Genomic DNA, 12,653 nt, shown 5'->3' on the forward strand with positions numbered 1-12,653 from the left:
CGAAGGTGTTCGTGTTCGGGGACCATTGGAGCTCCGGCGAGTGTCGTCTTGCTTTTTCTGAACGCCCGACCGGTGGTGTCTGACGAGCTTGCGAGGAGTTCCGCCGGTCAGTGAAAGAAAAAGGTAGATGACCGACAGAAGCGACCGGGTCCCCGAACACGAACACCGAAGACGAACAAGGACCGGAATAATTCTACTATTTCATTCCTCCGTTCCAGTTGATCTTTTGTGAATAATACATGATGACCGCCAGGATGATGAATAATCCGAGGCTACCGGCTAATAAAGCGTAAGTCTCCATCTGAATCAATACAAAGATATAGAGATATAATAGAGCCAGCAATCCGCCTATTGTAAAGGCTGTTTTCCGGATTTTGAGAATTCCCCGCATATATAGTGTCAATAGAATAATAGTCATGATCGCTGAAATAAGATAGGCTAAATTAAACCCCAGATGTTCCGAAATGGCGATCAATAACGTATAAAATAAACATAAGCCAAGTCCTATCAGTAAATATTGGAAAGGATGGATATTCTTTTTTTGCATCACTTCCACAAAAAAACTGATCACAAAAGTAAGAATGATAATCAGGGAGGCATACTTCACGGAGCGCATAGATTGCTGGTATTGTTGTACGGGTAATAAGAGGTTGACTCCGAAAGAAGAGAGTTCTTCTTCATTGTGGTACTGGTTACTGGTGAATACCTGGGGGTAATTTCGGTTGAGGTTCAATACCTTCCAGTCGGCAGTGAAACCGCTGTTCGTAATCTCACGGTTCTCCGGTAAAAAGGCTCCCGTAAAACTCGGGGTAGTGCAATTGGAGGTTAGGTGGATTTGTGTCGTTTTACCGAAGGGACTGAATTGAATCGATTCTGAGCCTTTAAGCTGTAGTTGGATCGAAAATTCAATCGAATCTCCGGCCTGAAGTTTTTGGTGTTGAGGTAGTACGGAGGAAACACCCGAAGATAAAATAAAATCCGAAGGTAATCCTGGGTTGAATTGAAGCGTTTCTTTACCCCAGTCGACAGTTATTTGTTCGCTGATTCCCCGAAGATCGGAAATCCCCAGATTCAAGGTCGCATGCTGAAGCGCTATGTCTTCGGGCAAAATGGTGGTTTCGAAATGTTCCGGGATGATAAATTTGCCTTTTAATACTAACGGCGTTTTATATACGACAATATCGTATAAACCACGACTCAGTTCTTCGGTTTCTACATTTCCTGTAATATCCAGAAGCTCGGGAAGAATATGGATATAGTTTTTGACTTTCTTTACCCTGATTTTCGTGGCTCCGTTTTCATAATAAGTCTCTTCGTAGTTTTCATAGCAGGGAATACTGATGAAAGGGCCTGTTACCAATTGTGAGCTGCTCCATTTGTTTTGTACTTCCGTTGTTGCTTCCGAGGCGGTTTCGGAACGTTCCGAGATTAATCCCCGGATCATTGCAAGCGGAATCAGGAGAATGAGAATTAAAACTCCGATTAAAATAATTTTGACAGACAAGGCATTCCGTTGCATAAACCCTTGGCGTGGGTATTTTTCCTGGTTGGAAAAAGAGATTTGTGTTTCCATAATCAGAAGAGTTTAAATTTATTTAATAAAGAACTTTGTATTTCAAAGTATAAGTGTAAAAAAATAGATATTATTATTCCAGTTGATTTTTTAGAAAATTTTCCAGGGCATTCAGGTGTTTTTTAAAAGCTTCTTTTCCTTCGGGGGTGACAGAAAAGGTAGTGTTGGGTTTACGGCCGATAAATTGTTTGTAGCTTCGGATATACCCCAATTCCTCCAGATTCCGGGTATGGCTGGCCAGATTACCATCGGTTAGTTCAAGCAAATTTTTCAAGGATACAAAATCGATGGATTCATTGACCAGGAGTACCGACATGATTCCTAACCGGGCTTTACTTTCAAAGGCCTTATTAATATCTTCCAGGTTTAGTTTCATTTGTTCTTTTTTTCGTATTTCAAATGAAAAAAGATACCGTAGACGATATGAAAGAGGCCGAAGCCGACGACCCAAAACAACAGGGCATAATTTTCTACAAAACTATCGGCCAGGCCGAGAGCGATTTCCGCATAACCCAGATAGCGGGTATTGGAAAACGTATAATTCGACGCACTGATCAGAGCGACGCCATAGAATATCAGCATGATCGAAGAAGTAAGGCCATAATGGCTTTGCCAGATCAATGATATACAAAGTATTCCGCCTACAACCAAAGGCAGGAAGAAATTCCACAGTAGCCTTTTGGTATTGAAATCGAATAAAAGAGATTGGTTGTTTTGGTGGGCTTTGTGCCTGCACATCAGGATGACCGTAACGATACAAACGATAATCAGTAAAGAAGCGAAGACGATCAAAAGTTGTAGTTTCGCAGGCGTGTCGACATCCAGTCTGGGTACCGGTGTTGTATTTCCCAGGATAGAATAAGCAATTATCGCGGCGATACAAGCGTATATGCCGATGACGATAGAGGACAATCCGCTGAATGAGACAAACCGGGTGGACTTTTCCATCATGTTCCGGATGTCGTTTAAAGTGTTTAAAGCTTCCTGATTATTCATATTTCAAATTACTTTGTGATGCAAAGTTAAATATTTTTTGAAAAATTCGCCTTTGAATTGACTTTTTTTTGCGAAAAAAAAGATAAATGCTTCGTTTCGTGGAGTTAGTTTCCTAATTTTGTAAAACAGTTCAGTCGGTTCGACTGTTTTATAAATTGGTATATGGCTAAAATTTTATTGGTAGATGACGATACCACTTTTTGTCTGATGTTGAAAACATGGTTGACAAAAAGAGGGTTTGAAGTAGAGAATGCTTTTTCTTGCCGCGAAGCTTTGGCGAAGCTGAAAGGGACGAAATATGATGTCGTGTTGACAGATTTGCGTTTACCGGATGAGGACGGAATTTATTTGTTGGAAAATATCAAGGCATCGACTCCTGAGGTTCAGGTGATTTTGATGACCGGTTATGCTGATATACAAACTGCGGTATTGGCGATGAAATTAGGGGCTTTCGATTATGTGGCGAAGCCCGTCATTCCGGACGAGATTTTGAAAAAGATCCAGGACACTTTGGAACAGACTGCTGTTCCCGAACAAAAAAAGCGGACAAAAAAGCCCCAATCGGTGCCATACATCAAAGGTACGAGTCTGGAAGCCGACAAACTTTACGAATATATTCGATTGGTAGCTCCGACTATGATGACTGTATTGATTACCGGAGAAAGTGGTTCCGGTAAAGAGTACATAGCCCGTTTGATTCATGCTCAGAGCAATCGTAAGGAGGCGCCTTTTATTGCCGTCGATTGTGGGGCGATCCCCAAGGATTTGGCAGCCAGTGAATTTTTTGGACATGTGAAGGGGGCTTTTACGGGAGCTGTGAACGATAAGACGGGTTATTTTGTGGCTGCTTCGGGAGGGACGATTTTCCTCGATGAAATCGGAAATCTGAGTTACGATGTGCAGGTACAGTTGCTACGGGCCTTGGAAGAACGTAAAGTGAAGCCTGTGGGGAGTGATAAAGAGATCGCTTTTGATGTACGTATTATATCCGCTACGAACGAGAATCTGACAAAGGCTGTGGCCGAGGGGAATTTTCGGGAGGATCTTTATCATCGTCTGAATGAATTTTCTTTAAAAGCTTTAAGTTTGCGTGAAAGAAAGGAAGATATTCCGGTTTTTGCCAATCATTTTCTGGCTGCCTCGAATGAAGAACTAGGAAAAGATGTGATCGGTTTCGAGGATGAGGTAATGTCTGTCTTTAAAAACTATAACTGGCCCGGTAACCTTCGCGAAATGCGGAATGTGGTCAAGCGGGCGACATTATTGTGTCTCGGTGATTTTATCTCTTTGAAAGATATTCCGGCCGAATTGGCAGCTGTGGATCCTGTCCCTCAAATCGAAGATCTGGCTTTGAAGCGAGAAAAGAATGAAGTACAGCTTATCCGTGAAGCATTGGCGAAATGCCACAACAATAAAAGTGAGGCTGCACGCTTATTGAAAATAGACCGTAAAACCTTGTATAATAAAATGAAGCTTTATTCTATTGAATAAAGCTTCATCCCGGCAGTTGAATTTTCAATTATTATCGATAAATCCTGTTTTTATTCTGCCAGAATCGTTATTTCGGCACCGGAGGCAAAGTCCTGACCGTTCTGTTCGCTTAAAGCTGTGAAACGGATATAACGGGCTTGCACCGGTTTGGCAAACTCAACTTGCTTCTCTTTGCTGCTATTATCGAAAGTACCTTTCTGAACAGGAGTTCCCCAGTTTTTACCGTCCATGCTTACCTGGATGCTATAATCTTTGATCTTACCGTTATTGCCGTCTTGGCGGGGTAAGTAAATGAAACCTTTGATATTCTTCACTTCTCCGGCATCCAGATCCACCCAATGCGGGTATTTGGCAACTGTTACGGAATACATCGTATGCCAGATTGTATTGGGATCTCCGTCTGTGAGGTGTGAAGCATCTCCCTCTCCGGCTTCCTGGCTGCTGGCATAGATCACAACAGTTTGGATGTTTTCCTGCTTCTCAAAGGAAATCTTCGTTTTGATAGCAGGTCTGTCTTTGAACCAGGCAGTTACCAGACCTCCTTCACGAAGTGATATCGGGGTTGTGTATTCTTTTACTTTGCTTTTTCCAACGGTGTAGCAAATTGTTGCATTCTTACGGGCTGAGGTTATTTCTACAGTTCCCGACTTACTACGTGTGATAGACAATGGAATTTCTCCGGCAGGAGCGATATTGGCTATTTTACTCAGGTCTTTACCGGCAGGACGAATGATAAATCCGAAATTGTGATTGTTGGCGAAAACCCGGTCCGCTACCAAAGGACCACCCTGACCGCAACTGTTTCCTCCCAGTCCTGTCACTGCTGCATCCAGATGCAACCAGGTGTCGCCGGCTTGTGGCAACTGATAAGGATGGGAAGCCAGAATCAAATCCTGGGCCGAATATGGTAAAGCGGAGACGGATAACCGATCGGTGGCTATAAATACAGCCCCCTGATTTGCCTGATTGGTTAGGGCACACCAACGCACATCTTCATGATTTCCCATGTCCTGAGGTTTCGGGAAGTTGACAAATTCTCCGGCAACCGTATTCTTATGCTGTTCAATGAACTGTCCGCTTTTCCGGTCTGCATAATTGTCGATCGGACCACGTCCGTAGTAGGTAAAATTGGCATATTCCTGAGGGATTTTCATGGCATAACCCAAACGGGGTAATACCAGATCAGGCTGATTGGAAGTAACACTGGCCTGTAATTCAATGGAACCATCCGGATAAACCGTCCAAATCTGATTGGTAGTGAATTTGAAATCGTTCGGACCGAAAGGGGTGTCGGTTAATTCTTCGATCGTATTCTTACCGGAACTGGTACCACCCAGTATTTTTGCTGCATGAGGCGCCTGGGATTCTACTGTAAAAGCCAATACAATACTTCCGTCCGGTTTATTCATAATCGTTGTTTCTTTGGCTTTGTGTTGTAAATGGTGTAAACCACGGTCAAACCACGAAGAATAGAACCAGTTGTCATTGTTCGTAAAAGCACGGAGTACATCCAGTTTCGGTCCATTACCTGCTGCTATGATTGTTGTTGAATCATAAGTCAGACTGTAAATCGTTCCTGTGGATTCATCGAACTCGACTTTGAAATTATTCCCTTGGATCACAGGGCGGGCAGTCCTGCTTTTGTCGCAGGTCAGTTTTCCGCCTTGTCTTATCATCGTGCTGATGAGAGGCCGGTGGGCTTCTTTCACCTGAATTTGTTCTTCTGCAACCACGAATCCTTTTCTCGCCCAAGGCATATCGTTTTTCAGTAAAAACTGCACTTTTACGAAATATTCGGAATCTTTCTTCAGATTATTGTATTGATAAGGAATAACTACCTGTACCGTATGGCGGGCAGGAACAATGCCTGTAGTCACAGGACCGGATTGTATTTCCTTGCCATTTTCATATAAGGACCATTTTACATCATAATCCGAAAGGTCTTTAAAATAATATTTGTTGAATATCCCGAATTGACCTTTCTCGATGTCAATCGCTTTCACAGCCATATTCTGATAGACTTTCTTCACTTCATAATATTGTGGTTTAGGTTCAAGATCTCCAAATACAATACCATTCATTACAAACTGACCGTCATTGGGGATATCTCCGAAATCTCCTCCATAGGCCAGATAACGCTTACCGGTTTTCTTGTCATAATTATACATCGACTGATCCACCCAATCCCAAATGGCACCGCCACAGAAGAAATTAGTAGATTCGATAGCTTCCCAGTAGTCGATCAGATTTCCACAGGCATTACCCATGGAATGGGCATATTCCGAGATATGGAACGGATATTTAATATCATAATTTCCTTTTACAGCTCCCCGTACCCAACCGATAGAAGGATATTGGTTGGAACCCATATCCACAATCGAATTGTTCCGTTCGTATTGTACCGGACGGGATAAATCGAATTGTTTTAAAGCTTCGTAGGCAGCGACAAAGTTTTGGCCGGGGCCTGCCTCATTTCCCAGCGACCAGATGACGATAGAAGGATTGTTTACATTGCTGTGTACCATTTCCATTACCCGGGCGACATGTGCATTTTTCCATTCAACGGGATGAGAAAGAGAAGCCGCCCCGTAATAGTATTCATGTGATTCGATGTTGGCTTCATCTTCCAGATAAATGCCGTATTTATTACAGAGATAATACCAGTAAGGATCGTCGGTATAATGTGAGTTACGTACATGATTGATATTACCTTGCTTCATCAGCATAACCTCTTTTTCCATCATCTCACGGGTTATAGCGTGACCTACAGCCGGGTTGGTTTCATGCCGGTTCACCCCTTTTAATTTTATCGTCTTGCCGTTGACATAGTAATAACGGCCGGCCAGGCCGAACTCATCCTGATCAGCCGGAGTGTCTTTGATTTCCACTTTCCGGAAACCGACAATCGTAGATACTGTCTCGATACTCCGGTTTTTATGATCTTTCAGTTCCGCGATCAGGGTATAACGATAAGGAGTTTCTGCCGACCATTTATTCGGATTTTTTACTTTCAGAACCACTTTTTCCGCTTCCTGGGTATTTCCTGTGGTAATAGGTTCTACCTGGGCAACGACACTGTTCCGGATAGCCGCTCCCTTAGTATCTCTAGCCAGAATAACCGGTTCATTCTCGTCAGAATACAATTTGTTGGCATACAAACTATAGCATACTTTATATCCTTTGGCCGTTTTCTTTCCAAAATTACGGATATCGGCCTGAATTGTCAGAGAACCGTCGGTGTAGTTATTATCCAAATCCGGAGTTGCAACCAGATCACGTATCTGTACTTTAGGGGTGGAATAAAGTGCTACGGTGCGGAAAATACCTGGCAAACGGAACATATCCTGAGCTTCCAGGAAAGAACCGTCGGAATTTCGGTAAACCTCTGCTGCGACTATGTTTTTCCCGGAACGCAAATAGTTGGTAATATTGAAATTAGCCGTATTGCGTGAGTTTTTCGAAAAACCTACATACATTCCGTTGATCCATAGATAGAAAAATGAATCGACTCCGTCAAAACTGATAAATACTTCACGTCCGTCCCAGTGTTCGGGAATCTCGAATTCCCGACGGAAAGAACCCACTTCATTGCGATATTTGTAAGTTGTCCAGTTCGTTGGAGGCGTACGCATTACGCCACCCCGCCAGTCGTCTGCTTTTACGCTATGCATAAAAATGACAGGTTGATTGACATAGATGGGTACTCCGTATTTCAAACTGCCATCTTGCTGAACTCCATAAATATTCCAGCTGGAAGGAACCGGAATATTGTCCCAAGCCGTCACGTCGAAATCGGTTTTATAAAAATCTTTGGGACGTGAATCCGGATCCGCTGCCCAGTTGAATTTCCAGTTACCGTTCAGCGATTGCCAATATATACTGTTTTCAGGCAGAACTTTTCGGGCACTTTTTATATCTTGAAAAGGAAAAAACCAAGCATGTGGCTGCTCTTTGTTTAGAGCCAGATTTTCCGGAGATTGCCACTCTTTTCCTGTTGGAGCCTGTTCCGAAGCATAGGTGTAACCTTTTAACGGCGGTCGTACACCGAAGCTTTGTATGACTAAACCACACAGTAATAGACTTAATGTGATTATACGCATGATGTGATTTCGTTTTATAAATATTTGTTGAGATCCGCACATTCTGTCTACAATATTCGTTAAAATCTGTCGGATTCCCAAATCATTTATAATGAATCTGATGATTTTTTCTCGATGCTGATACAACGAGAAGTAGTAACCTGTCTTTAAGGCTGATCAGCGAGCCCTGAAAGGGAGCCTGATCAGGAGATTTTGAAATCTTCTTTTAGTAACAGGATCGTTTTGTCGATTACTTCCTGAGTCAGGGATGAGATTTGATTTTCAGGGAGATCGTTTTTAGTCGCCTGTTCTAACTTTTCTAATAGGGGGATTTCTTCATCTATTTCCAGTTGACGGAACATCGGGAGCATTTTGTGGGCCAGTTGGACGATAGCTGTCCATTGTTTTTCTTCCTGATATTTTTTTAATAATTCTATATGTTCCCGGGTTGTCATTACAAATGAATCGAGGATTTTTTGTAGGGCTTCCCGATCGTTGTCGACAAACTGAAGGATATGTTTCAGGCTATATCCTCTGCGTTCTATGTCCTGGGCTGGATTTGAATAGGAAGTGGTTGCCGGTTCTGAGAGTGAAATACCTGTCAGTTGGGTGATTAAGGCTGTCAGTTGACCGGAGGTGAAAGGTTTGCTTAGAAAAGCACTGAAACCGGCATCGAGGTATTCTTTTTCCGTCCGTCCGGAATCTGCCGATAAGGCTACGATGCAGAGATCGGCAGCATTAGGTAGTGAGGAATTACGGATTTGTTTAACCAAATCGAAACCGTTCGTTTCCGGCATCTGGATATCGGAAAAAAGAAGATCGTATTTGGTAGAGGCCAGCTTGTTCAGGAGATGCTGTGGGCTGGTGGTGGCTTCTGCCTGAATACCATAATTAGCCAATAGACCGACCGCCATTTCCAGTTGAAGCGGATCATCGTCTATAAACAGAATTTTAGGTGAACCGCTCACCGGAATACCCGGTCGGGGGAGGAGGGGTGGCTCGGGGGAAGCCGTTGAGGATGAGGTGGTACACTGCCCGAGGGGAAGCAGGATCGTAAAACAACTTCCTTTACCCGGAGTGCTGTTCAGTTGAATTTCTCCCCCCAGAAGATGGATTAATTTCAATGTAATCGTTAATCCCAGGCCTGTACCTTCTATGGTTGCATGTGAAGTTAGGCGTGTAAATTCCTGGAAGATGATTTTTTGCTCCTCGGGAGTCATCCCTGAACCTGTATCCTGGATTTTTAGTCTGATCTTTTCCGGATTGACGGTTTCGGCAGAGAAGGAGATATGTCCTGTTGTCGTGTATTTTACTGCATTGGATAAGATATTGGTCAGGATCTGCCGGATGCGCAGGGCATCTCCTGAGTAGTCTTTATCGAGATCTTCGCTGAAACGGGCTTTTAATTCCAAATGTTTGGCTGCTGCCAGTGGCATAAAATTGTCCGTAATTTCCTGGAATAAATGATACGGATTGAACACGATATGCTCGACGGGCATTTTATTGTTTTCCAGTTTCGATAAGTCCAGCAAGTTACCGATCAGTTTCAGGATATGTTCCGAAGAACCCCGCATGTTTTTCAGGAAATAACGTTGCCGTTCGTTGATGGGGGTGTTATTGAGCAGTTCGATATAACCGATTACAGAGCTTAGCGGTGATTTGATGTCGTGTGTGACGGTCAGGATCATCTTTTCCCGGCTTTTCAATAGTTGGTCGGCATAGCGGTTGGCTGCCTCGAGTTCTTTCCGATAGCGTTGGCTACGGGATAAATCGCGAAGAATGAAGAAGGTAAAGAACAAGATCAGCAGGAAGGCAATCACTGCCAGCCAGGCAAAAATCCGTATCATCGTGTTGAGGGTTTGTTCCCGGGTTTCTTGTTTGATTAGAGAATTCGTGATTTCTTCTTTTTCATAGGCTCCTAATATTCGTTTCAACTGATCCGTAATGTAGGTGCTCTGCTGAATTAAGGCATATTCTTTCCGGTTGATTTGACGGGTAATATCCTGGGTTTGTTTTTGTACGTCTTCCCAGGCTGTTTTCAGAATATGAACGACACTGTCCGTATTTTGTAAGGCTGTTTGCCTGTTGAGCGTATCGATAACAGTATGATGAGAAACCGAAACTTTGAGTACGGAATCGGGCTCGGTCTTGGAAAAAAATAGCCAACGTCTTTTCTTTTTTTCTGATTTGGTGTACGAACTGTCCAGTGTCGTAATGTGTCTTTTCCGGATATCCGTCCCTTGCAGGCTGTCTCTTCCGGATTCTATACTGGCAATCGCTTTATTATAGAAATCATCCGGGACAAAGGATTGTTTTACCCGGACGATATCCTGCAAATTGCGTATTTTCTGATCGAGTAGATCATCGATCGTATCCAGACGGAGAATCTGGTCCAGACGGGTAGTTAAGTCTCTTAAAGAGTCTATATTCGATTCAACTTCCTCTATTAAATCCCGGTACTTTAGAAAATAGGATCTCGAACCGGTTTGTACAAAAGCATTTCCCAGCCCTTCCGATTCATAAAGCCCCGTGATCGTATTACCAATAATGAATAGTTTCCGGTTAGGATTATCACTATTTTCTTCGTTGACAATTAATTTCGTTATTTGCTTATAAATCAAAACAGCAGCCAGGATACTCAATAAGAACAGAAGACTATATCCTCCGATAACCTTCCATTGGGTATATTTTGAAAGTGAGGGCATGATCTCGTTTTTTATTACATTTCAATTTTTCACCAAATATAAAAAAATGCATCAAAATTTAGAGTATGTCGTACAAAATTTTGAAAGTTACAACAAAAAACAAACGCTAAATAAATGAAAAGCATTTATTTAGCGTTTTGCTCTGTGATCCCGTGGGGACTCGAACCCCAATCAAAGGAACCGGAATCCTTCATTCTATCCATTGAACTACGGAACCAAATGCGTTGCAAAGATAATAAAAAAAAGAAAAGGGGAACCATGTCCCCCTTTATTTTTTAGAATTAATTAATGGGGTTTTTTCGTACTACCGTAATTAATTCTCAATGAATTTGCTTTACGTAATTCCTGTTTGATATCGGTAACGACACCCATCGTTACATTTTTATCTACTTTCAGGTTATTGGTAATGCTATTTCTGTCTTCCTCTTTACGACTTTCACGTTCTGAAACCACAAAAGCTCCCAGTTCCTCTAAAGTTGCGAAACGATCGTTCAACTGGATTCGGGGTTCGGTTCCGTAAGCACCTTGATATTGAGGAGTTGGTTTACCTACATAAATATTACTTACGAGTGATTTCTTTTCCAGTTTTACGGTTTCTGTAGCCTGAGGCATCGCATTGGCAACCATTAGGGAAACTTCACGCATCGTGGTACTCACCATGAAGAAGAACAGCAACATAAACACGATGTCAGGTAAAGATGCCGTTGAAATTGCGGGCGTCTCTCTTTTACCGTCTTTTTTAAATTTTGCCATTATTTTTTCCCTCCTATGTTTTTAGGTTCTGCTTCAGAAATCTGCATCGGAACAACTTTTCTGACTGCTTCTTTTTGGTCTTCATTCAGTTCATCAAAGTTTTTACCCCATTTCTCGTTGGCTTTTCTGTTTCTCAATTCATTATAAGCGGATGTCAACTGATCTTGTACGGCGATGTACATTTCATATGACGTTCCTTTATCACTCTGAAGAGAAACAATACCCTTCGAAACTTCCACGGGACCGAAAAGATCGATCGTTTTAATTTCTTTTTGGGGTAAGTCTTCGCTATTATTCGGATTTAGAACAAATTCGATTGTCCTGTCTTTCAGGGTAGAAACATCTGCCAATTCTCCGTTGATCGCCAGCTGATTGTTCCGGTTTACCAAAACCTGCAAAATATTCCGTTTTGCATATTTCGGGGCTTCGGTATTATCCGGCTGATAGGGCGGAAGTCTTCTGTATATACCGGAATCCACATTCATCGTCGTCGTTGCCAGGAAGAATACAAGCAACAAGAATGCGATATCGGCAGTCGAAGTGGCATTAATTTCTGGTGTTTTCTTTGCCATATTCCTTAGTTTTATCTCTATTCCCCGAAGGGAATAGTATTATTTCATTCTTCTGTAAATTTCCGTTCCTAAGATAGCTAAAATAGCTGCTGCAAAAAGGAAATACATCGTATACAAAATCGTATCTGAGAAGATCAGCATGGATGGTACGTTATCAGGCCCCGTATAACCGACCAGTTTTATCGGGGTACCATCAGCCAGTGCATACCCGATCAGGATGACTACGACTACTCCGGCTAATCCGATAAAGCTTTTCATCGCTTGTTTCGGGCGGGTAAACAGACGAATCACCGGGAAGATAATAGCTGCAATGATTGCAATACCACACAGGATATATGCCCAATTCAATAATGTCGATGTATATACAGGAGTAGTGTACGGCTGATTCGGTACTTCACCTCCGAACATAAACAGCCCTAACAATACTACTGTAATGACGAACATTACGATTGTTACAAGGTTGAGTATTTTTTTACTATCCATG

At 42.5% G+C, this 12,653-nt stretch carries 8 protein-coding genes, 1 tRNA gene and 2 pseudogenes; 1 reads left to right on the forward strand and 10 read right to left on the reverse strand.

Translation table 11 applies throughout. The features are described 5' to 3' along the window. Positions 1-196: 196 nt before the first annotated feature. The 3 genes from creD to AC5RDS_RS00440 all read right to left on the reverse strand — a co-directional run bounded on the left by creD (position 197) and on the right by AC5RDS_RS00440 (position 2,569). Positions 197-1,573 (reverse strand): cell envelope integrity protein CreD, encoded by a 1,377-nt coding sequence (gene creD / locus AC5RDS_RS00430; RefSeq protein ID WP_013612985.1) that lies wholly within the window; start codon positions 1,571-1,573, stop codon positions 197-199. Between the two features lie 73 nt (positions 1,574-1,646). Next, positions 1,647-1,949 carry a winged helix-turn-helix domain-containing protein gene (locus AC5RDS_RS00435; protein ID WP_013612986.1) on the reverse strand — a complete coding sequence of 101 codons (303 nt, stop codon included), beginning with the start codon at positions 1,947-1,949 and terminating at the stop codon, positions 1,647-1,649. Next, the gene (locus AC5RDS_RS00440) at positions 1,946-2,569 is read right to left on the reverse strand and encodes a hypothetical protein (RefSeq protein ID WP_013612987.1); all 624 of its coding nucleotides are present in this window, start codon (positions 2,567-2,569) and stop codon (positions 1,946-1,948) included. The genes AC5RDS_RS00435 and AC5RDS_RS00440 overlap by 4 nt, the downstream gene beginning before the upstream one ends. Before the next feature lie 162 nt (positions 2,570-2,731). On the opposite strand from AC5RDS_RS00440, the gene AC5RDS_RS00445 reads away from it, so the two are divergent. Next, a complete protein-coding gene (locus tag AC5RDS_RS00445) occupies positions 2,732-4,060 on the forward strand; it encodes a sigma-54-dependent transcriptional regulator (protein WP_494222168.1) in 1,329 nt (442 codons plus the stop codon). Between the two features lie 50 nt (positions 4,061-4,110). Here the strand turns inward: AC5RDS_RS00445 and AC5RDS_RS00450 are convergent. The 7 genes and pseudogenes from AC5RDS_RS00450 to AC5RDS_RS00480 all read right to left on the reverse strand — a co-directional run. Continuing rightward, positions 4,111-5,673 (reverse strand): annotated as a pseudogene (locus AC5RDS_RS00450) (beta-galactosidase small subunit-related protein); the annotation flags it as partial. Positions 5,674-5,763: 90 nt separating this feature from the next. Next, a pseudogene (locus tag AC5RDS_RS00455) lies at positions 5,764-8,160 on the reverse strand (glycoside hydrolase family 2 TIM barrel-domain containing protein); the annotation flags it as partial. Positions 8,161-8,342: 182 nt separating this feature from the next. Then, a complete protein-coding gene (locus AC5RDS_RS00460; RefSeq protein ID WP_118102555.1) occupies positions 8,343-10,844 on the reverse strand; it encodes a hybrid sensor histidine kinase/response regulator in 2,502 nt (833 codons plus the stop codon). A gap of 145 nt (positions 10,845-10,989) precedes the next feature. Then, a tRNA-Arg gene (locus tag AC5RDS_RS00465) sits at positions 10,990-11,061 on the reverse strand. A 68-nt stretch (positions 11,062-11,129) separates the two neighbouring features. Then, positions 11,130-11,597 carry an ExbD/TolR family protein gene (locus AC5RDS_RS00470; RefSeq protein ID WP_013612991.1) on the reverse strand — a complete coding sequence of 156 codons (468 nt, stop codon included), beginning with the start codon at positions 11,595-11,597 and terminating at the stop codon, positions 11,130-11,132. Next, entirely contained in the window at positions 11,597-12,169 is a 573-nt protein-coding gene (locus tag AC5RDS_RS00475) for an ExbD/TolR family protein (protein WP_013612992.1), read from the reverse strand. The genes AC5RDS_RS00470 and AC5RDS_RS00475 overlap by 1 nt, the downstream gene beginning before the upstream one ends. Before the next feature lie 39 nt (positions 12,170-12,208). Further along, positions 12,209-12,652 carry a hypothetical protein gene (locus AC5RDS_RS00480; protein WP_013612993.1) on the reverse strand — a complete coding sequence of 148 codons (444 nt, stop codon included), beginning with the start codon at positions 12,650-12,652 and terminating at the stop codon, positions 12,209-12,211. Between the last annotated feature and the right edge of the window lies 1 nt (position 12,653).

This window comes from Odoribacter sp., assembly GCF_985060555.1.

What these genes read in the sequence shown, in the direction of transcription:
- creD (WP_013612985.1), bottom strand. Translation starts at nt 1,573, where the DNA reads ATGGAAACACAAATCTCTTTTTCCAACCAGGAAAAATACCCACGCCAA.
- AC5RDS_RS00435 (WP_013612986.1), bottom strand. Translation starts at nt 1,949, where the DNA reads ATGAAACTAAACCTGGAAGATATTAATAAGGCCTTTGAAAGTAAAGCC.
- AC5RDS_RS00440 (WP_013612987.1), bottom strand. Translation starts at nt 2,569, where the DNA reads ATGAATAATCAGGAAGCTTTAAACACTTTAAACGACATCCGGAACATG.
- AC5RDS_RS00445 (WP_494222168.1), top strand. Translation starts at nt 2,732, where the DNA reads ATGGCTAAAATTTTATTGGTAGATGACGATACCACTTTTTGTCTGATG.
- AC5RDS_RS00460 (WP_118102555.1), bottom strand. Translation starts at nt 10,844, where the DNA reads ATGCCCTCACTTTCAAAATATACCCAATGGAAGGTTATCGGAGGATAT.
- AC5RDS_RS00470 (WP_013612991.1), bottom strand. Translation starts at nt 11,597, where the DNA reads ATGGCAAAATTTAAAAAAGACGGTAAAAGAGAGACGCCCGCAATTTCA.
- AC5RDS_RS00475 (WP_013612992.1), bottom strand. Translation starts at nt 12,169, where the DNA reads ATGGCAAAGAAAACACCAGAAATTAATGCCACTTCGACTGCCGATATC.
- AC5RDS_RS00480 (WP_013612993.1), bottom strand. Translation starts at nt 12,652, where the DNA reads ATGGATAGTAAAAAAATACTCAACCTTGTAACAATCGTAATGTTCGTC.